General features: G+C 56.7%; 24 protein-coding genes. 9 read left to right on the plus strand and 15 right to left on the minus strand.

Annotated features, from left to right (window positions below; all coding sequences use genetic code 11):
- Genes ALB80_RS00575 through ALB80_RS00585 form a run of 3 tightly spaced genes read left to right on the plus strand, consistent with a single transcriptional unit; the run spans nucleotide 1 to nucleotide 1,461 of the window.
- A complete protein-coding gene (locus tag ALB80_RS00575) occupies nucleotides 1–774 on the plus strand; it encodes a heme ABC transporter permease (RefSeq protein WP_050602086.1) in 774 nt (257 codons plus the stop codon).
- Nucleotides 771–929 (plus strand): heme exporter protein CcmD, encoded by a 159-nt coding sequence (gene ccmD, locus ALB80_RS00580; protein WP_172677842.1) that lies wholly within the window; start codon nucleotides 771–773, stop codon nucleotides 927–929. Before ALB80_RS00575 ends, ccmD begins: the two co-directional genes overlap by 4 nt.
- A complete protein-coding gene (locus tag ALB80_RS00585) occupies nucleotides 922–1,461 on the plus strand; it encodes a DsbE family thiol:disulfide interchange protein (protein WP_050602087.1) in 540 nt (179 codons plus the stop codon). The genes ccmD and ALB80_RS00585 overlap by 8 nt, the downstream gene beginning before the upstream one ends.
- A gap of 26 nt (nucleotides 1,462–1,487) precedes the next feature.
- Here ALB80_RS00585 and ALB80_RS00590 read toward each other — a convergent pair whose 3' ends face one another.
- The 3 genes from ALB80_RS00590 to acnA all read right to left on the minus strand — a co-directional run bounded on the left by ALB80_RS00590 (nucleotide 1,488) and on the right by acnA (nucleotide 6,641).
- Nucleotides 1,488–2,189, minus strand: coding sequence for an SDR family NAD(P)-dependent oxidoreductase (locus tag ALB80_RS00590; protein ID WP_050602088.1), 702 nt, complete (start codon nucleotides 2,187–2,189; stop codon nucleotides 1,488–1,490).
- Nucleotides 2,190–2,328: 139 nt separating this feature from the next.
- Complete coding sequence (locus ALB80_RS00595; RefSeq protein WP_050602089.1) at nucleotides 2,329–3,831, minus strand: BCCT family transporter; 1,503 nt, start codon at nucleotides 3,829–3,831, stop codon at nucleotides 2,329–2,331.
- Nucleotides 3,832–3,950: 119 nt separating this feature from the next.
- Nucleotides 3,951–6,641 carry an aconitate hydratase AcnA gene (gene acnA, locus ALB80_RS00600; protein ID WP_050602090.1) on the minus strand — a complete coding sequence of 897 codons (2,691 nt, stop codon included), beginning with the start codon at nucleotides 6,639–6,641 and terminating at the stop codon, nucleotides 3,951–3,953.
- Nucleotides 6,642–6,865: 224 nt separating this feature from the next.
- On the opposite strand from acnA, the gene ALB80_RS00605 reads away from it, so the two are divergent.
- On the plus strand, nucleotides 6,866–7,567 hold the full coding sequence (locus ALB80_RS00605; RefSeq protein WP_050602091.1) for a thioredoxin family protein: 702 nt from the start codon (nucleotides 6,866–6,868) through the stop codon (nucleotides 7,565–7,567).
- On the opposite strand, the gene ALB80_RS00610 is transcribed toward ALB80_RS00605, so the two are convergent.
- From ALB80_RS00610 to purB, 4 genes are all read right to left on the minus strand, one after another.
- Nucleotides 7,568–8,491, minus strand: coding sequence for a lysophospholipid acyltransferase family protein (locus ALB80_RS00610; protein WP_050602092.1), 924 nt, complete (start codon nucleotides 8,489–8,491; stop codon nucleotides 7,568–7,570).
- Between the two features lie 139 nt (nucleotides 8,492–8,630).
- Nucleotides 8,631–9,728 carry a flagellar motor switch protein FliG gene (locus tag ALB80_RS00615; protein ID WP_083445150.1) on the minus strand — a complete coding sequence of 366 codons (1,098 nt, stop codon included), beginning with the start codon at nucleotides 9,726–9,728 and terminating at the stop codon, nucleotides 8,631–8,633.
- A 69-nt stretch (nucleotides 9,729–9,797) separates the two neighbouring features.
- Nucleotides 9,798–10,340: a tetratricopeptide repeat protein gene (locus tag ALB80_RS00620; RefSeq protein ID WP_050602093.1), complete on the minus strand. Its 543-nt coding sequence runs from the start codon at nucleotides 10,338–10,340 to the stop codon at nucleotides 9,798–9,800.
- Nucleotides 10,341–10,717: 377 nt separating this feature from the next.
- Nucleotides 10,718–12,022 carry an adenylosuccinate lyase gene (purB, locus tag ALB80_RS00625; RefSeq protein ID WP_050602094.1) on the minus strand — a complete coding sequence of 435 codons (1,305 nt, stop codon included), beginning with the start codon at nucleotides 12,020–12,022 and terminating at the stop codon, nucleotides 10,718–10,720.
- Nucleotides 12,023–12,110: 88 nt separating this feature from the next.
- On the opposite strand from purB, the gene ALB80_RS00630 reads away from it, so the two are divergent.
- Both ALB80_RS00630 and ALB80_RS00635 read left to right on the plus strand, forming a co-directional pair.
- Nucleotides 12,111–12,443, plus strand: a complete 333-nt coding sequence (locus ALB80_RS00630) for a hypothetical protein (RefSeq protein WP_050602095.1) — start codon at nucleotides 12,111–12,113, stop codon at nucleotides 12,441–12,443.
- A 174-nt stretch (nucleotides 12,444–12,617) separates the two neighbouring features.
- A complete protein-coding gene (locus ALB80_RS00635) occupies nucleotides 12,618–13,178 on the plus strand; it encodes a hypothetical protein (protein WP_050602096.1) in 561 nt (186 codons plus the stop codon).
- 180 nt (nucleotides 13,179–13,358) lie between these two features.
- Here the strand turns inward: ALB80_RS00635 and ALB80_RS22090 are convergent, their stop codons facing one another.
- Both ALB80_RS22090 and ALB80_RS00640 read right to left on the minus strand, forming a co-directional pair.
- The gene (locus ALB80_RS22090) at nucleotides 13,359–13,499 is read right to left on the minus strand and encodes a hypothetical protein (RefSeq protein WP_157054116.1); all 141 of its coding nucleotides are present in this window, start codon (nucleotides 13,497–13,499) and stop codon (nucleotides 13,359–13,361) included.
- A gap of 45 nt (nucleotides 13,500–13,544) precedes the next feature.
- Entirely contained in the window at nucleotides 13,545–14,759 is a 1,215-nt protein-coding gene (locus ALB80_RS00640) for a bifunctional alpha/beta hydrolase/OsmC family protein (RefSeq protein WP_050602097.1), read from the minus strand.
- 290 nt (nucleotides 14,760–15,049) lie between these two features.
- Here ALB80_RS00640 and ALB80_RS00645 point away from each other — a divergent pair, with 290 nt between their 5' ends.
- Nucleotides 15,050–15,244, plus strand: a complete 195-nt coding sequence (locus ALB80_RS00645; protein WP_157054117.1) for a hypothetical protein — start codon at nucleotides 15,050–15,052, stop codon at nucleotides 15,242–15,244.
- Between the two features lie 10 nt (nucleotides 15,245–15,254).
- Here ALB80_RS00645 and dddP read toward each other — a convergent pair whose 3' ends face one another.
- The gene (gene dddP, locus ALB80_RS00650) at nucleotides 15,255–16,598 is read right to left on the minus strand and encodes a dimethylsulfonioproprionate lyase DddP (RefSeq protein ID WP_050602099.1); all 1,344 of its coding nucleotides are present in this window, start codon (nucleotides 16,596–16,598) and stop codon (nucleotides 15,255–15,257) included.
- A gap of 123 nt (nucleotides 16,599–16,721) precedes the next feature.
- Here dddP and ALB80_RS00655 point away from each other — a divergent pair, with 123 nt between their 5' ends.
- Nucleotides 16,722–17,465 (plus strand): DUF3445 domain-containing protein, encoded by a 744-nt coding sequence (locus tag ALB80_RS00655; RefSeq protein ID WP_050602100.1) that lies wholly within the window; start codon nucleotides 16,722–16,724, stop codon nucleotides 17,463–17,465.
- A gap of 36 nt (nucleotides 17,466–17,501) precedes the next feature.
- On the opposite strand, the gene ALB80_RS00660 is transcribed toward ALB80_RS00655, so the two are convergent.
- From ALB80_RS00660 to ALB80_RS00680, 5 genes are all read right to left on the minus strand, one after another.
- Nucleotides 17,502–18,413, minus strand: a complete 912-nt coding sequence (locus ALB80_RS00660; protein WP_253276790.1) for a hypothetical protein — start codon at nucleotides 18,411–18,413, stop codon at nucleotides 17,502–17,504.
- Between the two features lie 199 nt (nucleotides 18,414–18,612).
- Nucleotides 18,613–19,401 carry a lytic transglycosylase domain-containing protein gene (locus ALB80_RS00665; RefSeq protein WP_050602102.1) on the minus strand — a complete coding sequence of 263 codons (789 nt, stop codon included), beginning with the start codon at nucleotides 19,399–19,401 and terminating at the stop codon, nucleotides 18,613–18,615.
- A 66-nt stretch (nucleotides 19,402–19,467) separates the two neighbouring features.
- Nucleotides 19,468–20,115 (minus strand): MSMEG_1061 family FMN-dependent PPOX-type flavoprotein, encoded by a 648-nt coding sequence (locus ALB80_RS00670; RefSeq protein ID WP_050602103.1) that lies wholly within the window; start codon nucleotides 20,113–20,115, stop codon nucleotides 19,468–19,470.
- Nucleotides 20,116–20,241: 126 nt separating this feature from the next.
- Nucleotides 20,242–21,648: a type I glutamate--ammonia ligase gene (gene glnA, locus ALB80_RS00675; protein WP_050602104.1), complete on the minus strand. Its 1,407-nt coding sequence runs from the start codon at nucleotides 21,646–21,648 to the stop codon at nucleotides 20,242–20,244.
- Nucleotides 21,649–21,681: 33 nt separating this feature from the next.
- Nucleotides 21,682–22,020 (minus strand): P-II family nitrogen regulator, encoded by a 339-nt coding sequence (locus ALB80_RS00680; RefSeq protein ID WP_050602105.1) that lies wholly within the window; start codon nucleotides 22,018–22,020, stop codon nucleotides 21,682–21,684.
- Nucleotides 22,021–22,189: 169 nt separating this feature from the next.
- Here ALB80_RS00680 and ALB80_RS00685 point away from each other — a divergent pair, with 169 nt between their 5' ends.
- A complete protein-coding gene (locus ALB80_RS00685) occupies nucleotides 22,190–23,794 on the plus strand; it encodes a bifunctional ADP-dependent NAD(P)H-hydrate dehydratase/NAD(P)H-hydrate epimerase (protein ID WP_050602106.1) in 1,605 nt (534 codons plus the stop codon).
- Nucleotides 23,795–23,826: the final 32 nt, after the last annotated feature.

Consider the following 23,826-nt stretch of genomic DNA (forward strand, 5'->3'; position numbering starts at 1 on the left):
ATGTCTATCGCAGCCAAAGCCAACGCCCTCTGGGAATACGCCAACCCGCGTAAGTTTCTTGCAACCAGCGAGCGTGTCCTGCCGTTTTTCTGGATCACCTCACTTGCCTGCATCTGTGTGGGCCTGATCTGGGGCTTTTTCTTTACGCCGGACGATTACAAACAAGGGTCGACGGTCAAGATCATCTATCTGCATGTGCCTGCGGCGCTGATGGCGATCAACTGCTGGCTGATGATGCTGGTAACATCGCTGGTTTGGCTGGTACGGCGTCACCATGTCAGTGCGCTTGCCGCACGGGCGGCGGCACCGATCGGGATCGTGATGACAATGATTGCGTTGTTGACAGGTGCGATCTGGGGCCAGCCTATGTGGGGCACTTGGTGGGCCTGGGATCCGCGACTGACCTCGTTTCTGATCCTGTTCCTGTTCTACCTTGGATATGTCGCCCTGTGGGAGGCGATTGAAGACCCGGATACAGCGGCCGACCTGACCTCGGTCCTGTGCCTTGTGGGATCGGTTTTCGCGATCCTCAGCCGCTATGCGGTGAACTTCTGGAATCAGGGGCTGCATCAGGGGGCGTCTGTCATGAGGGCAGCGGCTGTGACCGGGGCAGATACCGAAGAAAAGGTCAGCAACGTATTCTTCTATCCGTTGTTGATCTGCATTATTGGTTTTGTTTTGCTGTTCATCGCATTGGTGCTGTATCGCACAGGGACCGAGATTCGCGCACGTCGAATCAAGGCGCTGATGGCACGGGAAAGGGTGGGCGGATGATCCCCGATCTTGGAAAATACGCTGACTCGGTTCTGTCGTCTTATGCTGTGTCTGTCGGTCTTCTGGTGGTATTGGTTGCGTACAGTGTGATACGTGGGCGCAAAATGCGCCGAGACATGGAAAAGATCGAACAAAGGATGTCGCGCAATGGCTAAGATATCGCCCTTGATGATCGCTCCACCGCTGATTTTTGGCGCCTTTGCCGTATTGGCCGGAATCGGCATGTTCCGCGATGATCCAAATGCCCTGCCATCCGCGCGCGAGGGCCAGCCCGCCCCGCCTGTGGTCCTAAGCGAGTTTCCCGGCAAAACCCCGTTCGATGACGCGACCCTGCGCGACGGAGAGGTCAAGCTGGTTAACTATTGGGCCAGCTGGTGTGCGCCTTGTCGCGCTGAGCACCCCAATTTGGAAGCTTTGGCGAAAGAAGGCATCCCGGTCTATGGCATCAACTACAAAGATCAGTTGGCCAACGCAGATGCGTTCCTGACTGAGCTTGGCGATCCTTACACCGCGATGGGACGCGACGAACAAGGCCGCATGGCATTGGATTGGGGCCTCTACGGTGTTCCTGAAACCTATGTGATTGACGGCGATGGTAAAATTATCCTGCGCTTTGCAGGGCCTATCACGCAACGGGTGATTGAAAGCACGATCCGCCCTGCCTTGGAAAAGGCGGCAGGCGGTTAGACACCTGCATGCGGCTTTAGTAGGTTTTACAATCGATAGCCTCCGGTCACACCGAGGACTTCACCGGTTATGAAGCCCGCCGCATCAGAGGCCAGAAATCGAACGACCCGAGCGATATCCTCTGGCACGCCGACACGCCCAAGGGCGGTGTCTTTGACGAACAGTTTTGTCAGGTCATCCGGGCGCGGGGCTTCGGGGATGTTGATCGCACCAGGTGCAACCGCGTTGACGCGAATACCCTGCGGGCCCAGTTCTTTGGCCATGGCACGGGTCCACAGGTTGAGCGCGGCCTTGCTGGCCCCGTAAGTCGCGGCATCGCGCGGCGGAAGGGTCGCGTTCATGGATGAGATATTCACGACGCTGGATCCGCTTTGCAGATAGGGCAAAGCTGCTGTCAGCAAGGCTATGGGTGCGATCAAGTTAAGGTCCAGAATATCCCTGTGGTCCTGTGCGGCAAACATCTCTTTCGGAGTCGAACGCACAAGCCCCGCATTGTTCACGATGATGTCCAGCCGCCCATACCGTTCGATGACCTGTTCGACAACGCGCCCGGGCTGATCATCCTGTGTCAGGTCCGATCGGATGGCCAGAAAGCTGCGATCCAACACATCCAAATCCGGCGCGCTGTTCAACCATGTGAACGCAACTTGATGATCACGGCCGAGGTCTTCGACGATTGCCCGGCCAATCCCTCGGGCGCCGCCGGTTATCAATGCAACTTTGTCCATAGTCACACCAAATCTGCAAAGTGGATGCGTTACAACGCTAAATCTGATCGTTCTTGAACTGCGTCACCTGCGCAGCAGAATCCAGATCATCGCCGCGATGAACGCGAAGGTCACAAGGTTCATCAGCGTATCTGTGAGATCACCGATCAGCATTGCGCTGGCCCTCCTCTCTCAGGCCGCGGAACAAACAGACCATCAGCAGGACAGAAATAAAGACAAAGGGCAAAGCGCCAAGCGAGATGAGGATCTTGACCGAGTCCACTGACCCAGAAAGGATCATCGCAACGCTCAGCAGCCCCAGTAAGCCCCCCCAGATCAGGCGCACGCGTGGAGGGGGGTTCTCGTCGCCACCTGTCGAGAAGGTGCCCAGGACAAATGCAGCGCTTACGACGCTGGTCACAATGAACAGAAACGCGGCCAGTACCGTTGCGAGCGTTGTCACCAGGGACAGCGGCAGACGGTTAAGCAAGGCGAAGGTCACGCGTTCAATGTTTGTCTGCGTATAGGTCAACAGTTCCCCCGCCCCGTTGAGAGCCTCGAACAGGCCAATGCCGCCAAAAGCGCCGAACCAAAGGATCGAAAACAGCGTAGGGGCGAAGAGTACTCCGATCACGAATTCTCGTATTGTTCGACCGCGAGAGATGCGGGCAACGAAGACACCCACAAATGGGCCCCAGGCGATCCACCAGACCATATAGGTCAGAGTCCAGTCGCTGAACCATTTGGTGACGTCATCGCCGAAAAACGTGAAGGTCTGAAAACCCCTTGGAATGACATTGGTGACGTAATCGCCGAAACCCTGAACGACTGTATTCAAAAGATATTCCGTCGGGCCCAGGACCACCGTGTAGGCAACAAGGCTGATAGCAATCAGCATAGCCGCGTTGGACAGTCGCGCCATGCCTTGACCCAGATCGATCAAGAGTGCCGGGATATACGCAGCGACCATCGCCAGAAAGACAACGCCAATCAGTAGGGCTCCGACCGTTTCCCGGCCACCCAGAACAGCTATGCCATCTGCCACCTGAAACACGCCCATAGCCATGGAACCACCAACGCCGATGGCTATCGCGACGATCGCCATGAAGTCAGAGAACCATCCGACACGTTCGGCCCAGCGTTCGCCGGGAAACAGGCTTTTGATCGGCGCGCTGACCATCATCCCGGTGCCGCGGCGAAAACTGAAATAAGCGATGGTGAGCGCTGTTGAGCCGTAGATGGCCCAAGCGTGCAGACCCCAGTGAAAATTTGTCGCCAACATGGCTTGCTGCGCCGCGATAAATTCCGGCGCCATGCCTGAGATAAAGTTGAAATGGGTGAGTGGTTCTGCCACGGCCCAAAATAGCAGACCGACGCCCATCCCGGCAGAGAACAACATCGAAATCCATGTGGCGGTCGAGAACTCTGGTTCTTCGTCATCGCGACCAAGGCGAATTTTGCCATAAGGAGAAAATGCCAAAAACAGGCATCCGATCAACATGCCCGACGCGGCGAGCATCACGAACCAGCCGCGGCTGTGGAAGGTCTGTTGAACGATACCACTTGCCCAGGTCACCAAACTCTGGATGTCGACAACACCCCATATCCCGATCACAGCGATAACGCTAAGGGAGCAAACCATCAGGGCGTTGGGTTTCTGCATGACACATGATTTCCGTTGATGACCTCGCCCAACAGTTTCAGGTTTTCGAATGAATGACCAGAAAACAAAAAACCCCCGGCGCTTAGCCGGGGGTTAGAAACGCTTGCTTTGCTACCGGGTTACGATGCCTTCGCAAGATTGCGTAGCACGTAGTGCAACACACCACCGTTTTCGATGTACTCAATCTCTGGTGCGGTATCGATGCGGCACTTCAGGGTGATGGTCTTCTCGGATCCATCGCCATAGACGATCATGCAGGGTACCTCTTGCAGTGGCTCGACGCTGTCCAGACCGTGAATCGAGACGGTTTCGTCTCCCTTCAGACCCAGCGTTTTGCGCGTGTCACCGCCAGTGAACTCAAACGGAATGACGCCCATACCGACCAAGTTCGAGCGATGGATGCGCTCAAAGCTTTCGGCGATCACAGCCTTGACGCCCAGCAGCGCGGTCCCTTTGGCCGCCCAGTCCCGAGACGAACCCGCACCATATTGCTCGCCACCAAAGAGGACCAGTGGGGTGCCCTGTTCCTGATAGGCCATCGAGGCTTCATAGACTGAGGTCTGTTCGCCATCTGGGCCTTTGGTGTAACCACCTTCGACACCGTCCAACATTTCGTTCTTGACGCGGATATTGGCAAAGGTTCCGCGCATCATGACCTCGTGGTTGCCACGACGCGAGCCATACGAATTGAATTCGCGCGGTTGCACTTGGCGTTCAGTCAGATACCTGCCAGCGGGTGTGGTCGTGGCAAAAGACCCGGCGGGCGAGATGTGGTCGGTGGTGATCATGTCGCCCAGGATCAGCAGAACCTTGGCCCCGTCGATATTCGAGATCGTGCCTGGTTCAGCCCCCATACCCTGGAAATAAGGAGGGTTTTGAATATAGGTCGAGGTCGGCGGCCAGTCATAGGTTTCCTGTTGCGGAACCTCGACCTCTTGCCATTTTTCGTCACCTTTGAAGACATCGGCGTATTTCGACTGGAACGCCTCGCGGGTCACGGTGGCCTCCACCAGCTCCGCGATTTCGGCTTGGGTTGGCCAGAGGTCTTTCATATAGACGTCGTTGCCGTCCTTGTCTTGACCGATGGGCTCGGACGTCAGGTCGATATCCATTGTACCCGCCAACGCGTAGACGACTACCAGAGGCGGCGAGGCCAGATAGTTCGCGCGCACGTCTGGGGAAATACGGCCTTCGAAGTTGCGGTTGCCGGACAAGACCGAGGTGGCGACCAGATCGCCTTCGGCAATAGCTTCTGAAATCTCTCTCTGGATCGGGCCCGAGTTGCCGATACAGGTGGTGCAGCCATAACCCACAAGGTTGAATCCGATCTTGTCCAGATCCTCTTGCAGACCAGCCGCCTCAAGATAAGCAGATACGACCTGCGAACCCGGCGCCAGCGAGGTTTTGACCCAAGGTTTGCGATCCAGACCCAATGCTGCGGCCTTGCGGGCGACCAGACCTGCGCCGATCATGACGTACGGGTTTGACGTGTTGGTGCATGAAGTGATCGAAGCGATCACGACCTTGCCCGATTCCATGCCCCATTCTTCACCTTTGACTTCGATCTGTTTGCCCATCGGACGCTTGAACGTCTCTGCCATTTCCTTGGTAAAGGCCGCCTTGGCACCTGTTAGTGCAACATAGTCTTGCGGGCGTTTGGGGCCCGAGATCGCAGGAACGATGGTGCCCATGTCCAGCGACAGCGTGTCGGTGTAGATCGGGGCGTAGTTCTCATCGCGCCAGAGACCGTTTTCCTTGGCATAGGCTTCGACCAGTGCCAGACGATCCTCGTCGCGGCCGGTATTGCGCATGTAGCGAAGGGTCTCGCCGTCGATGGGGAAGAAGCCGCAGGTCGCGCCGTATTCGGGTGCCATGTTGGCGATGGTGGCACGGTCGGCCAACGGCAGACTGTCCAGACCTTTACCGTAGAACTCGACGAACTTACCGACCACGCCCTTTTTGCGCAGCATTTCCACGACCTTCAGGACAAGGTCAGTGCCGGTCGTGCCCTCGATCATCGAGCCGGTCAGTTCAAAACCAACAACCTCGGGGATCAGCATCGAGATCGGCTGACCCAGCATCGCGGCCTCGGCCTCGATCCCGCCGACGCCCCAACCCAGAACGGCCATGCCGTTCACCATCGTGGTATGGCTGTCGGTGCCAACCAGCGTATCAGGATAGGCAACCTCATCCCCGTTTTGATCCGTGTCAGTCCAGACGGTCTGGGCCAGGTATTCCAGATTTACCTGATGGCAGATGCCGGTGCCCGGGGGTACAACGCGGAAGTTGTTAAAGGCGTTCTGTCCCCATTTCAGGAATTGGTAGCGTTCCATGTTGCGTTCATATTCGCGGTCCACGTTCATCTGGAACGCGCGGGGATTGCCGAACTCGTCAATCATGACCGAATGGTCGATGACCAGATCAACCGGGTTCAGCGGGTTGATCTTTTGTGCGTCGCCACCCAGCGCCTTGATACCGTCGCGCATCGCTGCAAGGTCGACAACAGCCGGAACACCGGTGAAGTCCTGCATCAGCACTCGGGCAGGGCGGTAGGCAATCTCTCGCGGGTTCTTTCCGCCATTTGCGCCCCATTCGCTGAAGGCCTTGATGTCGTCGACCGAGACGGAAAAGCCGTCATCCTCGAACCGCAAAATATTTTCCAATACCACTTTCAGCGCGGCAGGCAGTTTCGAGAAATCACCCAAGCCGGCCGCTTGGGCGGCGGGGATTGAGTAATAAGAAATGGATTTACCGTTCACGCTCAGGCTGCGGCGTGTCTTGGCGGTGTCCTGTCCGACTTTGATGGGCATCAGTGGCCTCCCTCTCAAATGACTTGGAAAATGGGATTCGCTGTCTGTTATCTGTATCACCAAAGCCCTTGGTTCAAGGTTGAATAATAGCAAAGCTGTCTTTTTGGTATACTATTGTACACAAATTTGGAAAATCATGTATTCCTGCCTCAAGAAACCTTGATTGGTCGTTGAATGCCAAAGCGGTTATTGCTGATACCCGACCGACCAAACCGAGAGTTCTTATGTTCAGATTCGCCGCATTGACCGCCCTGATGTCCTGCCTTCTGGCTGCCTCTGTTGCGGCTGAGGATGATCCAGTGGTGGTTGAATTGTTTACGTCACAAGGATGCTCATCCTGCCCTCCGGCAGACCGCTTGATGCATGACCTGGCCAAACGCGACGACGTCATCGGCTTGGCGCTGCACGTGGACTATTGGGATTACATCGGTTGGAAGGATGAATACGCCGATCCGGACCACACCCTGCGGCAGCGTGCCTATGCTCGGGAAGGGGGGCGTTCGATGATCTATACGCCGCAGATGGTCATTAACGGGCAACATGACATTGTGGGCGCACAATCTCGCGAACTGGATCGTCTGATCAATGCTCATCTCAAGGCGACCCCTGAGGCATCGGTTACAGCAACCCGAGCAGCAGATGAAGTGACAGTGGATGTGACGCCCTTGAAACTGTCAGAGGGCGAGACCTATGACGTGCGTATCGTACAGTATTCGCCCATGCGCCATGCCTCGATCCGTCGCGGAGAACTGGCCGGGCACGAACTGGACTATGCCAATGTCGTTGAGACATGGCAGATTGCGGGGCAGTGGGATGGAAATGCCCAGGAATCGTTTTCAGCTCAGCTCAGCTCTGATCTGCCTGCCGTTGTGCTGGTGCAAAGGGCAAGTCACGGGCCGATTGTTGCGGCCACCCGGGTGAAGTGATTAGGGTGTTTCTTTGGGGTTTATCCCCAGCACGTTCAAGTTTTTCCAACGGCGATGAATCCAGAACCATTGCCCCATGTGCTGCCGCACCACCTTTTCCAAGTCATCATTGGTAAACTGGGTCATGGTTTTGGGGTCCGAATGCGGTACCGGATCATGCAGGATGATTTCAAAATCGATGCCATTGGGCTGCCGCACCGCATAACACGGAATGAGCTCGGCCTTGTACTTTATGGCCAGTTCTGCGTTCAAAATGGACGTTGAAGCAGGCTTGCCGAAGAACATAAGTTCCTCGCCGCCTAACGCATGAAGATCGGATACAATGGCTATGATCCCACCCTTTTTGAGCGAACGCACCATTTCGACCATCCCGCGCCGCCCTTGCTCGAACATCGGCGCGCCGGTTTTGTAGAAGGCTTCGACATAAGCGTCGTTGAAATAGGGGTTGGCCATTCGGCGATAGAGGCAGCCAATCGGTTGGCCGCTATGTTCCTGCAGGGCGATGCGCGCGGCCAGATAGTGCCCGAAATGCGCCGTGATCATCATGACCGGACGCCCTTCTGCGATCGCCTTGTCAAAGGCGGCAATGCCCGGACCGGAGATTTTTGCCGATTTTTGCCGCTCAGTGAATCCCTCGGGTGAAAAATGCTCCATGATAGCCCGGCCGGCATTATCCGGCACATCGCGGCAGATCTTTTTCACTTCGGCATCGGACAGGTCAGGGCAGGTGAGCTTCAGGTTCCGCCGGATACGTGTACGAAACCCGACAACCGGCGCCAAAGTACGCATGATCGCGCCCATGGTCGCGACTCGCCGCTCATATGGGGCAAGGCGCATTGCTCCGATGACCCCTTGAAGGAGCATATTGGCGACATAGTATTTTCCAAGCTCTAACCGGCTGAGCTCCGACTTTTCGACGGGCATGGAGGTGTCTCACCGCGTGTTGCGAAGTTGCTTTGCCAGACATACAGCCCGACGTAGGCAAGCTCAAGCGCTCAGAGAAGGGGAAAAATCCGGGTCTTCATGTATTGTCCAATTACCAGCCTCTGGCGTTGAGGATTTACTATGTTTCTTCGTCTTCGTCATTTTCAATCAGGGCGATTGTTCCGGTGTCGACCAGCATCCGAATGGCACCAACGACCTGAGTCATCGCGTCTTCGGCTTCGGATTGCCTAACGCGCCCGCGTTCACCCATTTCTTCGCGCAGGTTATCCGCCATTCGGGACGAGATATTGGACAACAGGAACTCGACCGACGCCTTGTCATCATCTGCTGCGGCACCAGCCAGCGCTGTGACCAGAACGGGTTGCTCCACTTCGCGCAGGATAACCGGAACGTCCCGAGGCGTTATACGTGTTGATACATGAGCGAAGGTAAAGATCGATCGGCGCACAAGGTCGGCGAAATCGGCGTCATCTTCGTCCAGCGCGCTCAACAAGTCGTCGCGTGTGGCAGCTGCAGATTGGTTCAAGATTGCGCCGACCCTTGCGCCGGGGCCATCATCGAATGCCTGCGCCGGGCGCTGATCAAGCTGCGCAGCCAGAGACCAGCCGATCCGCTCGACCGCTTCGGGGGTGACATTCGCGGTCTTCGAGACAGCAAAGGTGATCCGCCGTGCCACCGGCCCGGGCATGTGGCCCAGCATCTGAGCAGCCTGTGCGGTGTCCATCTTTGACAACATCACCGCAGCCACTTCGGTGCTTTCCGCCTGCGCCATGGCTGCAAGATCTTCGACGGGGATGTCGCGCAGTCTTTGCCACGGGTCACCGATCTGTCGTACCCCGGCCACTTTGCGGAGGCGGGCCGCTGTTTTAGGCGCGATCTTTCCGTTCACCGCATCCAACGCGCCGGCCAGGCCGTGAGGAAGTGCAAGGCCGATGTTGTCCAGAGCATCGCTGAACTCCTGCGCCACCGAATCGAGGGTCACGCGGTCCACCAGACCCATCTCACCCAGCTGATGGGTCAGTTTTTCTTGTAGATCGTCGGGGAGTTCCTCCAATGGGAGGTCAGCGCCTTCGTTCAGTAGAAACCGCACAACAACCGCTGCCTTTTGACGGTTGGTCAACGCCCGAGGGACAAGGCGCGGTGTGGTGTCATCCCCTTTGGCAAGCGGAGTGGGGCCCCCGGGTGCCGCGTTTATCAATGCGTTTGTTTCCTGCATCTGCCTGTGGTGCCAAAACTACTGAGCCACAGGCAGATTACAGAGAATCGGGTTAAATAACCTTGAAGTTTAGTAGTTATAGGTCAGCCCGGTGCGGATCGCTTCGCGCAGCGATGCCTCGGCCCAGGTTCCTTCCCCGCCACGCGTTTTGATTTCGCGCCATTGTTCGATGGCCAGATCGGTTCTGCCCTCGGTTACAAACCCTTGTGCCATATAGCTGCGGGCCAGAAAGTTGTCGGGGTTGGCGTTGATGGCATTCTGATAGAAAACGTTCGCCAGTTCCAATTCGCCCATCTTGCGGTAGGTGAAGCCCCAATAGGTCAGCACACGATCGTCGTTTTGGTCCATGATCCGCAGGATATCCTGAGCGTGTCCGTACTGCCCGTCATAGGCCAATTCGCGGACGGCATCATACAGTTGATCATCGGAAAGATTGGTCTTGTTGGGTTTGACGCATCGGCCTCTGGCCTCGTCGAAAACACGACCGAACAGACATTTCTTGGTCGTGTTCGTCGGTTTGGGTGGGCTGCTGCTGTCACCGCCTGCGGCATGGACCGCTGGGGCAAAGGCAAAGGCTTGCAAGGCAAGGGCCGAAGCTAACAAAAGGCGCATAATCCTACTCCGTTCTCTGGGCTGCTCATAAGATCATAGTGCGATCTACAAAAAAGCTAACAGTTGAACGATTGCATTTATTCATAAGTAGGACAGAAAATTGTCAGCTATTGACGGATTTCGCGCAGCTTTGAGTTTCTGAGTCCCAGGATGTGCCGGGTGCGCAGGATTGCGTCTGTTTGGTGTGTGCATTGCACGCAAGGCTTGCGGTTGCAAAAAGCGCAAGTGCTGCTGCGCTGGCAAGGGTTTTGACCATGGCGTTTTCCCTCCAAGGAATGCGCCGCAAGCATACCTTATTTTAGGCGCGCTGGCAAAAGAACAAGACCCGCTCTGCTTGCGGCAGAACGGGTCCCGAAATTCAACTTCAAAAAATGGTGTTATTCACCAAACACACGGGCAAAGATCGTGTCGACGTGTTTGGTGTGATAACCGAGGTCGAATTTCTCTTCGATCTCTTCGGGGCTGAGCGCGGCTGTGACATCGGCGTCTGCCAACAACTCTTCCTTAAAATCGGTACGGTGTTCCCAGACCTTCAGCGCATTGCGCTGTACCATGGCATAAGCGTCCTCGCGGCTGACACCGGCTTGGGTCAACGCAAGAAGAACGCGCTGACTCATGACAAGTCCGGGGAACTTGTTCATGTTCTCAAGCATGTTTTCGGGGAAGATCAGCATTTTGTCGATCACGCCTGTCAGTCGCGCCAGCGCGAAATCCAGTGTGATTGTGGCGTCGGGTCCGATCATGCGTTCTACCGAAGAATGCGAGATGTCGCGCTCGTGCCAGAGTGCCACGTTTTCCATCGCCGGGATCACGGCCGCGCGCACCATGCGGGCCAGCCCGGTCAGGTTCTCGGTTAGCACCGGGTTTTTCTTGTGCGGCATCGCCGAGGAGCCTTTCTGGCCCATCGAGAAAAACTCGGCCCCCTCAAGCACCTCGGTCCGCTGCATGTGGCGGATTTCGATGGCGATGTTTTCGATGCTGCTGGCGATCACGCCCAGAGTGGCAAAGAAGGCCGCGTGGCGGTCGCGCGGAATGACCTGAGTGCTGATCGGTTCAGGCACCAGCCCCATTTGGTCACAGACATGTTCCTCGACGCGCGGGTCGATATTGGCAAAAGTACCAACAGCACCGCTGATCGCGCCGGTGGCGATTTCCGCGCGGGCGTCGCGCATGCGCGACAGGTTGCGGTCCATCTCGGCATAGAAGCGCGCGAAGGTCAGGCCCATGGTGGTGGGTTCGGCGTGGATGCCGTGGCTGCGACCGATGCGGACGGTGTCTTTGTGTTCAATCGCGCGACGCTTGAGCGCGGCCAGCAGACCTTCGAGATCGGCGATCAACAGGTCTGCGGCACGGGTCAGCTGTACGTTCAAACAGGTGTCCAGCACGTCCGAACTGGTCATGCCCTGGTGCACAAAACGTGCCTCTTCGCTGCCGACATGTTCGGCCAGGTGGGTCAGGAAGGCGATGACGTCGTGCTTGGTGACGGCCTCAATCTCGTCAATGCGGGCCACGTCGAATTCCACGTCCTTGGCCTTCCATACGGCCTCGGCGTTTTCACGAGGGATCACGCCCAGATCGGCCATGGCGTCGCAGGCGTGTGCCTCGATCTCGTACCAGATGCGGAACTTGGTCTCGGGCGACCAGATAGCGACCATGTCAGGGCGGGAATAACGGGGAATCATTGGCGGCAGCACCTTTATGTGATTGGGATGAGGCGTTGGCGCGGGGTTTAGCCCTGTGCGCGCGAGGGAACAAGATGTGAGAGCAGGTATGAGACGGTTTGCCCTGATTTTGGTCTTTTGGCCGGGTGTTTTGGCCGCAGACGGCTTCCAGAAACTGTCGGGCGAGGAAATCCTCGCAGCTTTGACCGGCAAGAAACTGGAATATGGAAGAGGGGTCTGGCAAACATTCGAGGCCAGCATGATTACCCAGTACTTCTCGGGCGGGCCAAGCGCGGGGCGCTGGGCCGTGCAAGAGGATCAGTATTGCTCGACTTGGCCGCCGTCGGACCTGTGGGCCTGCTATGATGTCTTTCGGAATGAGGACACGATCCGCTTTGTAGATGATGCAGGTGGCCAGACCGATGGAGTCTATTCGCCATAGACGTCCCATGTTTCTATGGCGGTGTGGAATTTGGTTTTGGTAATCGGCAGTTGCGCCGCTTGGTGGTCAGTGAAGTACGAACGCGGCTTTTTCTGGTCTTTTCGACGCAATGCTGGACAAGGCGCGCCCTCACGGTTCAATCTGTGGGTACAGAAACTATCAGGTTATTGAAATATGCGTTTATTTTCAGGTCCGATACTTGCCGCCTGCGCCGCAGTCTGGCTGGGCGGGGCAGGTTCTGCGATGGCCGACACCCCTGCGACATATACCGAGGATGGTCGTGCGCTGTTTAGCTTTAACGTGCCCGATTTCTGGTTGCTGCGCACCGGTGGCCCACGTGAGATCGAAGACACCGAGTTGGGGGATCCGCGCGCCGTCGCGCGGGTCATGGGGCTGCGGCCTGTGACAGATGACACCGTCTGGATGGGCTTTGTCTCTCCGGCAGGGGTTGCGACCATTCAGGACGGTATCCGGTATCTTCAGGATATCGATAAGTTTCTGGTCAATGATCCGACTGTCACCAGCACCAGCGACACCCGTATCGGCGGATTGCCTGCCCGGGTTTTTCGAGGGACTGGGCGTCGGGACGGCACAGGGCTGAGCTTTACTGCCACAGTTATTGACCTGCCAAGCAACCGAGTTGCCATAGCTGTCGCGATCCTGCGTGACGGTGCAAATCCAGATTATGCAGATGACCTGAATGACGTCTTCGCGTCGTTCCGGTCGCGTCAGTGAGGGAGGGTGCGATGAGCCTGAGACTGTTCAAACGAATATCCCTCGCGCTGGGGCTGGGGGCTGCGACGTTAACTCTGTCGGCGTGTGATGGTGTTTCGGTAGGGGTCGGGTATGGGTATGACCCGTTTTATGACTCAATGCTCTGGAACGACTATTACCGCCGTGATGTCAATGTGGGTATCAATCCACCAGACCGGCCAAATCGCCCAGATCGGCCAACGCGCCCGGATCGCCCGAAACCGCCGGTTGCCAAACCGCCTGCGCGGCCAAAGCCCCCGACGGCACGGCCACCTGCGGCGCGCCCGCCGATACATCGGCCATCGCCGCGCCGCTGATAGCTTGAAGGCCGCCCTCGGGCGGCCTTTTTCACGGTAGAAGTTCGGTCGTGATATGGGCTGACCCTTCGAGTGTCCGGTGAACCGGGCACTTGTCCGCAATTTCCAGCAGACGTTGCTTTTGGGCTTGGTCCAGTGGTCCGGTCAATCGGATTTTGCGGCGGAATTGATCCACTTTACCTTCATTTGCGAGCCCGGCGTCCTGAGCGTGAACCTTGTCGTGACAGACATCCACACTCACGCTCGTCAGAGGCCAATTCTTTCGCCGCGCATACATCCGTATTGTCATGGATGTACAAGCGCCCAGACCGGATGAGACAAAGCCATAGGGCGACATGCCCTTGTCCGTACCGCCGTAAGAAGCTGGTTCATCCGCGACTGCGTGGTGATGTGGCCCGGCCTGAATGTCCTGCATGAAGCCGCTTGGGTCCGCTTCGGTGACGCGCACAACGCCTTCCGGGGCGCCCGGTGGCGGGGCGGGCGGGCACAGCTTCACATAGCGTGAAACCCATGCTGAAATCACATCGGCCGCATATTCGGCATCCGCTGCGCGCGTGATCAGGTGATCGGCATCATCGAGAGTGACAAAGCTTTTTGGGTGCTTGGCCGCCAGAAAGATGGTGCTCGCGTTGTCGATGCTGACCGTTTCATCCCGTGGCGCATGAAGGATCAGCAAAGCGGCTTTGAGGTCGGCGATCGCGGCGGTCAGGGCGGATTGGGCAATGTCATCCACAAAGGCTTTTCCGATGCGGAACGGGCGCCCGCCCAAAGAAACCTCAGCGCTTCCGTCCTGCTCGATCTGAGGCAGCGCGTCTTCAAAGTGATGCGAGACGTGACCGGGATCTGCCGGTGCGCCCAATGTCACAACGGCCTTTACCGTCGGAATACCAGCGCGCGCGCGCAAAACCGCCGCGCCGCCCAGCGAATGGCCGATCAACAGGGCAGGGGCCATATTGCGCCCGGCCAGATATTGCGCGGCTGAGATCAGATCCTCGACATTGGACGTAAACGTCGTATTGGCGAACTCGCCCTCGGAATGACCCAGCCCGGTAAAGTCAAAGCGCAGCATCGCGATTCCCATTGCCGCCAAGCGGGCCGAGATGCGCCGTGCTGCAGGGATGTCCTTGGAACAGGTAAAGCAATGGGCAAACAGGGCGGTTGCCAGAACCGGTCCGTCGGGCAGATCCAATCGCGCTGCCAGTTGGCTGCCGTCATGTCCGGCAAAAGTGATGCGTTCCGTGGGCATGTCGGCTCCTTGAGTGTGTTGGGGGAACACAGACAATACTGTGTTCATGCTGGTCTGGTCTCAACCCCTATGTCAGTCGCGTCACGTGAAGGTGAGGACATTGAGAACATTGTGCGTTTTTTTTCGCCTGAGCATCATCATTACACTGCGCATCAGGCTTTGAGGAACGTATCTGCCGCTCTGATTTAAATGCATCACGAAATGTGAGGTAAATTCGATCAAACATTCATTTCACTTATATCGCCCTCGCGCACATCTTTGGAACGAAGATGTTGACCAAGGAGATACCCATGTCACATGCAGAGTTCACCGCCCGCACCCGCGAGATGCGCCCGCTGTTGGTCATCGCGTTGCTACTGGCTGGCCTTAGCGGTTTTGTCATCGGCCAGTCTTGGCCCGCGAACTTGAGCGGGCCGAAGGAACAGGTACGTCCAGCCATCGAAGACTGGCACGGCAATGTCCGCCGTTCCTATTGGTCAGAGTGAGGCTTTGGCCTCACTCTAGTCCCATCAACCGAGCATCGAAGGGGTATTTTGTCAGGTTCTCGTACCCGTTTTCGGTAATGAGAACCTGATCTTCCAGCTTGATGCTGAAGTCGCCGCCGACCTCACCAACGCAAGCTTCAACACACAGAACCATTCCGGGTTCCAGCGGGTAATCATATGATCCTTCGACAGCCTTATCGGGATAAGCCACAAGCGGCCATTCATCGCACAGGCCGACGCCGTGCATCAGGCAGCCGTATTTCTGCGCTTGAAACTTCTCGTCCAGCCTATGGGCATTCGCTGTCAGTTCCGGGATCATCACGCCGGGTTTGAGCATCTCCATGTTGGTCATGATGTGTTCATGCGCGTGCTGCATGGCATAGATCATGTCCTCACGCGGCTTCTGATCGCCAATCCACCAGCTGCGGGAAATGTCGATGCAGATCCCGTAGGAACCAATCAAGTCGGTGTCGAAAGAGATGATCTCATTTTTCTGGGTGATCCGAGGGCCGCATTCCTGAAACCACGGGTTGGTGCGTTGGCCCGAAGCCAGAAGGCGCGTTTCGATCCACTCTCCACCGCGCTTGATATTCTCCGCATGCAGTACGGCCCAGATGTCGTCTTCTGAGGTTTTTCCATCCCCCACATTGGCACGCGCGAACTTTTCCATTTCAGCAACGGCTGTCTCACACGCGTGGCTGGCGCAACGCATGGCGAGGAGTTCGTCCGGTCCCTTGATGGCGCGGGTCTTTTCGGTCAGCTCTTCGCCTTCCATGATCTCGAACCCCTGCGCTTCAAGCGCACGCAACCCGTGCAGCATGATCTTGTCGACGGCCAAGCGCGTGTTGCCACCGCTGTGCTCTTCGATCAGCACCCGCACTTCATTCGAGAACACATCCGCGGCCACATCGACCTTGTCGCCCCGGTCGAAGTAAAACAGATCAGCGCCCGAACGCTGTTCCCGCACCAAAGGGTTGAAGGTGCTGAGGAAGGGTGAATTCTTGTAGTCCCAAATCACCATATAACCATCAGCGCACAGCAGAACCGCGCGGAACGGGTTATGTGTGTTCCACAGCTGCATGTTCGTGCTGTCGGTGGCATAGCGAATGTTCAACGGATCAAATATCAGCAAGCCGCCATACCCGCGGTCCACAATAGCCTGCGTCAGCCGCTTCCAGCGATGTTCGCGCATCCGTGCGAGATTGGGCAACTCAAGCCCTGCAGCGGCCCATTCGTCAAATGCCAGCTGCGTCGGTCCGATTTCAATCCGGTCATTGTCATTTGGGGTGCCATCCCCCAACGTAGCACCTCGGCTGGGGTCAATCTTGCGCGAATCTCGGTAGTGCTGGTTCATGACTGACCTCATTGTGTGTTCAAGCAAAGTTAGAGAGCCGCTCTTTTCCGTCTGAAAAAAATGCGACGGCGTGGTTGTCGTTTTTTGACCGAAACGTTGAGAAAGGCATGTTAAGTCTTTTCCATGCCACAGATTTTGCAAGAAACCATCCCTTATGATTTTGCCAACTTGCGTGCCTTACCGGGAATACAGCCGACGACTCTGGACCAGTGGCTGCATCAGGACGAAGCGTTTGTGGGACAGATGCAACGCCGCGAAGAGTTGCTGTCTGAACGTCGCGACGAGGTTCTGATGCTTGATCCACAGGCCGAGCCCGCGGCCCGCGAGCTGCTGGATCTGGTGTTGGCACAGGTCTACCCCTCGGCCGGGACAACTGCGGTCCGAACCGATGGCGTGACGGTTCCCGTCGATGAAGATCGACCGCTGGATACGTTGTGCAAACTGGTGCAGGAAGATTTCTGTATTCTTCAAAAACATGGGGAAGAGCATGTTCTGACCGGTGCGATCCTATGCTTTCCAGCCAGCTGGCGTTTGTCAGAAAAATTCATGCGGCCTCTGATTGGCATTCATGTGCCTGTCGAGAACTATGATGAAAATATCGCAAAGCGGGTGCAGCGGTTGTTTGACGGTATTCAACCCGTCCGTCCGTTGTGGCGTTTCAACGCACTCTGGTACGAGGACCCCGAGCTTTTCCAACCCCGTAGTATCCATGCGCCGCGTGAGATAAAGGATCGGCTGCAAGACTCATTTTTGCGCAGTGAGCGACAGACGCTGTTGCGCCTTCCGAAAACGGACGCGGTCGTGTTTTCGATCCACACCTATGTTTTAGCCGCAAACATGGTTGCAGAAATGGAAAACCCCGCCTGACGGCGGGGCCTCCAAGGAGGGTCTTGGGTAATTTGGTTACATGCCCAGTGCGTTTGCAACTCCGGCAAAGGCATCGCTGGCGTTCAGGGCAACAATGGCGAAGGTCAAGACAAGCACCTGGGTATTGAGGCGAAAGTCTTCACCACGGACCAGGTTAACCGCTGCCATCGACGCGGCGATCGGAGTGGAGACAGTGGCCAGAACGCCTGTCATGCACCAACTGCTGAGGCGGAGGGCATCGCTTGGCCGTTCATCGTCCTGCGCGTTTTCCATTTGCGGCTCTGCCTGATCGGATTGGGCCGCGTCTTCGCTGCGGAACGCGATGCTGAGCAGTTGCTCATCGGTCAATTGGATTGGTCGCGCCGACGGAGTGTGAAGGGCACTGATGCTTTCATCCGGTTCGGGTATGGACATGCTGGAAAACTGACCATTCAGCGCTTGAAAGATCTGCTTTCTATCCCGTGTTGCGCGGCTTGGGGTCAGGGTGTCAAAGGCGCTCATGAACTGCTCGACCGTCAGCACCGTTTTTGGCGAAAGCCATTCCACGCGCCGGGTCGAGCAAATATCGACCATGCGATACAGAATGACGACCAGCATCAGTTCGGAAATTTCTGCGTCATCCAGTAACGGTGATACTGGCGTAATCGACAACACAAGGCGGTTCTGAGGATGTGACACGCGGGGCTTTGTTATGGTTTTTAGCCCCGCGGCACGATCCATGCGCTCGTATCGGTCTTCCTGCTCGGGTTTGCCTGCATCCAGTGTCAACCGAACCAGATATTGGCTCGAGACAATACTGGCCTCGGACATGCTCAGCAGGGCCTTGCGCTCGACCAGATGACCGTAGTCCTCAAGCGTCGCTGCAACAATTGTGCCAAACCGCTCAATCGTGCCGCTTGCGTCGCCATCAAATTGCAGGCCGCCATGGTAGCTGTGCTTCCGAGCCACTGCTCTGTCCTTATTCAAGAAGTGTTCCAGGGGTACTCTAACAACTGTTCTGGGGCAGAATTTGGCGGAAAATGCAAAAAAATGATTTTTTCCCGTGATTGGTTACGCATTGGAAACCAAGAAATTAAAGGCTTTTCTTTGTCACTGTGGCGTAAATGTGGCGAAAGCTGGTGTGACCCGTGTTTTCCGCGAGGCGGGGCTATTGATCGATTCGGGCGGCCATGATGGCAATGGATTGTTGATATACAGAGGCCGCGTTCCACTGCTGCAAGATGCGAAAATTTGGTTCTCCTGGCTGATAGCCGCGCCCCGGTTTCCAGCCCTTCTTGCGAAGAAAATTCGCGGTTGAGGCCAGTGCGTCCGTCATATCGTAAAAGTCGACACGCCGATCGCCAGTGGCGTCGACCCCATAGGTCAGGGCATTGCCCGGTAGGAACTGCGTATGGCCCAACTCGCCATGTTTTGCCCCTTTTGTCGCCATTGTGATGCTACCCATGTCCACCAGTTTCAGTGCCCCAATTGCGTGAGGAACGAAGAACTCGGACCGGCGACAATCATAGGCCAGTGTTGTGATTGCGGAAACAACTTGACTATCACCCATGAAATTACCAAAGCCGGTTTCCATGCCATGAATGGCGATCAGAACGCCTGCAGGCACACCGTATTGCCGTTCAAAGGCTGCATAATAGTTTGGGTTGGCGGCTTTGCGTTTGCGCCCTTGTGCGACGATCGTATCAGCCCCTCGGACCCGCATGAATTTGTCCAGCGAGTATTTAAAGCTTTTCTGATTGCGGTCCGCCGAAATGGTGCGCGTCGCGTACTGTGTCTGGGACAGTGCTTGCAATCCTTTCTTTTTGACCCCGGCCTTGCGTGCCTGTTCGGCAAAATCTGCCTTCCACGCTTCAAAACCTGCACTGGTGTTCCCGCAGGGTGCAGCCAGAACAGGGGAAGTCAGGGAAAGAACAAGTATGGCGGCAAGGCGAAACATGGGCGTAATCCGATCGAGTTGAAATCTGGTCTAAGCCTAGCGTGAGCGTCGGTTCCGGCAAAGCGGTTAGTAAAGGTCCAACTCACCCTTTTCCTTGAGCGTTTCGAACCATTCTTCGGGAGTAGCCTTGATGCGCGCGTGCTTCACCATCATTGCGTTCATGTTTGGCAGATTGGCCGAATCCGGCCAGTCTTCTGGTTGCCACAAGTGCGAGCGGATCACGCATTTCGGACAATGTGCAAAAACGGTCTCGACATGGATCAGCAGCGCCAGTTTAGGCGCGTGCCCGTCTATGGCCATGCTTTCCAACAATTGGGGGTCGGCACAGATGCGGGCTGCGCCCCGGATGCGGAGCGTTTCCAACTTGCCGGGAACAAAGAAAATTACGCTGACGCGCGGGTCCTTCAGAACGTTGTGGAACGTGTCCACACGTTTGTTGCCCGGCCGATCCGGGATTGCGATCAGGGTATCGGACAGCACCTGAACAAAACCGGGCGGGTCGCCGCGGGGTGAAATATCCAGGTACCCGTCCGGGTTGGCCGAGGCGATCAGGCAGAACGGTGAGGTCGCGATGAAGTCGCGACACATCTGATCGAGTGAGGGCATTTCCTTGGCAATGATCTGAGGCAGCGGGTGACCGGAAATCTGTCTCAGTTCCTGTTCGGATGTCACGATGTTTGAGTATTCTGAAAAAGGTGAAGGACTATGAGGCATGCGGTTGTCTCCGACCGGAAGTTTCCGCACAAGTCTGTTGGATCAATGGTGGCGCGTCAAACCTAGTGCAAAGTAATGACAAGGGCGCCCTATTGGGCGCCCTTGCAAGTCGTTTCTGTATGCAGCTTAGCAGCTGTAATACATGCCGTACTCAACCGGGTGCGGCGTGTGCTCGTAGGTTTCGACCTCTTCCATTTTCAGTGCGATGTAGCCGTCGATCTGGTCTTTGGTGAACACGTCGCCCTGCAGCAGGAAGTCGTGATCCGACGCCAGAGCTTCCAGAGCCTCGCGCAGCGAGCCGCAGACGGTTGGAATGTCTGCCAGTTCTTCGGCAGGCAGATCGTACAGGTTCTTGTCCATCGCTTCGCCCGGATCGATCTTGTTCTTGATGCCGTCCAGACCGGCCATCAGCAGCGCGGCAAACGCCAGATAGGGGTTTGCGGCCGGATCGGGGAAACGGGCCTCGACGCGCTTGGCTTTCGGGCTTTCGGTCCACGGAATACGGACACAACCGGAACGGTTACGTGCCGAGTAAGCACGCAGAACGGGGGCTTCGAAACCGGGGATCAGACGCTTGTAGCTGTTGGTCGCCGGGTTGGTGAAGGCGTTCAGGGTCTTGGCGTGCTTCAGGATGCCGCCGATGAAGTACAGTGCTTCGTCCGAAAGGTCAGCGTATTTGTCACCCGCGAACAGAGGTTTGCCATCTTTCCAGATCGACATGTTCACGTGCATGCCGGTGCCGTTGTCGCCGGCGATGGGCTTCGGCATGAAGGTCGCCGATTTGCCGTAGGCATGTGCAACGTTGTGGATGATGTATTTGTACTTCTGCAGCTCGTCGGCCTGTTTGGTCAGGCTGTCAAAGATCAGACCCAGCTCGTGCTGGCACGAAGCAACCTCGTGGTGGTGCTTGTCGACCTTCATGCCCAGACGCTTCATGGTCGAAAGCATTTCCGAACGCAGGTCCTGGGATTCGTCGATCGGGTTCACCGGGAAGTAGCCGCCCTTGACACCCGGACGATGGCCCATGTTGCCCATTTCGTATTCGGTATCGGTGTTCCACGACGCGTCGGTTGCATCAACTTCGTAGGATACCTTGTTGATGCTGTTCGAGAAACGAACATCGTCAAACAGGAAGAATTCAGCTTCAGGGCCCATATAAGCCACGTCACCGATGCCGGATGCTTTCAGGTAGGCTTCAGCTTTCTGGGCGGTGCCGCGCGGGTCGCGCTCATAGGCTTCGCCAGTATCTGGCTCAACAACCGAGCAGTGCACACAGATGGTTTTTTCTGCATAGAACGGATCGACATAGGCGCTGTCGGTGTCGACCATCAGCTTCATGTCCGACGCTTCGATCGACTTCCAGCCCGCGATGGACGAACCGTCGAACATAAAGCCTTCTTCCAGAAAGTCTTCGTCGACCTGATCGGCCATCAGGGTCACGTGTTGCAGCTTGCCACGGGGGTCGGTGAAACGGACGTCGACATATTCGGCGCCCTCTTCCTTGATCAGCTGAAGAACTGCGTCCTTGCTCATTCTCTTGATTCCTCTGACTTGAAGATTGGTGTGTTACAGTGCGTCCGAACCGGTCTCGCCGGTGCGGATACGGATGGCTTGTTCAACGGGCGAGACAAAGATCTTGCCGTCGCCTATTTTGTCGGTCTTGGCGGCCGACACGATGGCTTCGATGGCGGCATCGACCTGATCATCGTCCAGCACGACCTCGACCTTCACCTTGGGCAGAAAGTCGACGACATATTCTGCACCGCGATACAGCTCGGTATGGCCTTTCTGACGACCGAAACCTTTGACCTCGATCACGCTGAGGCCCTGGACGCCCACGTCCTGCAATGCCTCTTTCACTTCGTCCAGTTTGAACGGCTTGATGATCGCTTCGATCTTTTTCATCCCGGCTCACCTTGAATGGTTGTCTCAGGGGCAGTGATCACGTCTAAGATCGGGCGGCAATGTGATTGCGATTTTGGGCAGTGTGGTATGCGTTGAAAACGGGCGCTGTGCTAATTTATGGGCGCGTTGCCTAAAAACTAATCAGAATTGAATCGCGCGAGGGTTTGGGATGACGGAATTGCTGACAGCGGCGCAGATGCAGGTCATCGAAAAGACAGCCATCGAGTCCGGTGAAGTGACAGGTCTCGAGTTAATGGAGCAGGCCGGGCAGGGCGTTGTTGATGCAATCTTCGAGGAGTGGCCAGCGTTGGACAGGCGAGGGGCCAGCCCCTCGCGCTCCCCGGGATACTTGGGGCCAGATGAAGGGGATCCGTTGCGCGCGGTGGTGCTGTGCGGACCGGGGAATAATGGTGGGGACGGATTTGTCGTGGCGCGGCTGTTGCGGGAACTGGGCTGGGCGGTTGAGGTCTTTTTGTACGGTGATCCGGAGAAACTGCCGCCGGATGCACGGGTAAACTATGAGAGGTGGGGAGAAGAAAACGAAGTTCGCGTATTCGCCGTCGACCCCGCCCCGTTAGAGGATGATTTTCTTCGGTTTCCGAATGAAATGGATCTGATTGTCGATGGGGTTTTCGGCACTGGTCTCACCCGGCCATTTGCAGGTGCGTTTTCCATGTTGGCCAACGCACCGGCCAGAACCCTGCTGCGAGATCAAGGCGCAAAGGTCGTAGCAATTGACACTCCAAGCGGCTTGTGCGCCGACAGCGGGCGTGTTCTTGGCCACGCAATTGCTGCGGACATGACGGTGACGTTTCACAGTAGAAAGTTAGGACATGTCTTGAGTGATGGTCCGGCGACCTGTGGGACATTGAAAATCAAGTCAATTGGGCTCGATCCAGCAGAAAACGATCAGGTCGTTCATGCGACCGATGCCGATAGGGTGAAGCTTTCGAAAGCTTCAGGCGGGCACAAGTATGCGCATGGCCACGCTCTGATTCTGTCCGGCGGCTCTGGCAAGACCGGTGCAGCGCGATTGGCGTCCCGGGGCGCTTTGCGGATTGGCGCGGGTTTGGTGACGCTGGGTGTGCCTCCGTCCGCACAAATGGAAGTGGCCAGTCAGATCACTGCTCTCATGTTGCAGCGTGTCGAGGGAAAAGATGGTTTGGCCGACGTTTTGACTGACACTCGCCTGAATGCCCTTTGCCTGGGGCCTGCGCTTGGGTTGGAGCGGGCACAGGTGCTGGTGCCGGTGGCCTTGGCGGCGCAGCGGGCGACGGTGTTGGATGCGGATGCTTTGTCTGCCTTTGCAGACGACCCCGGCGCATTGTTCGCGCAAATCCACGAAAACTGCGTGCTGACCCCTCATGGCGGCGAATTCGCACGGCTCTTCCCGGACATTGCCGAGAAGCTGAATGCGGTGCCTACCAATGGCCCTGCCTATTCCAAGGCCGACGCTGCGCGCGCGGCTGCAAGGCGGGCAGGGTGTGTGGTTGTGTTCAAAGGGCCGGATACGGTGATTGCGTCACCTGATGGGCGATGCTCGGTCAACTCAGCCTCATACGAAAGAGCAGCCCCTTGGTTGGCGACTGCCGGATCCGGTGATGTGCTGGCGGGATACATCACCGGTTTGCTGGCGCGCGGATTTGCACCTTTGCACGCTGCTGAAGCTGCGGCGTGGTTGCATGTGGAATGCGCACGCCAATTCGGCCCCGGGATGATCGCCGAGGACTTGCCAGAGCAGTTGCCAGATGTGTTTAGAAAGATGAATATTTGAGTATATTGGCGGGAGTTGGCTCAAAACTCACC

It is taken from the genome of Ruegeria sp. 6PALISEP08 (genome assembly GCF_001238295.1).
In the GTDB taxonomy this organism is placed as follows: Bacteria; Pseudomonadota; Alphaproteobacteria; order Rhodobacterales; family Rhodobacteraceae; genus Ruegeria.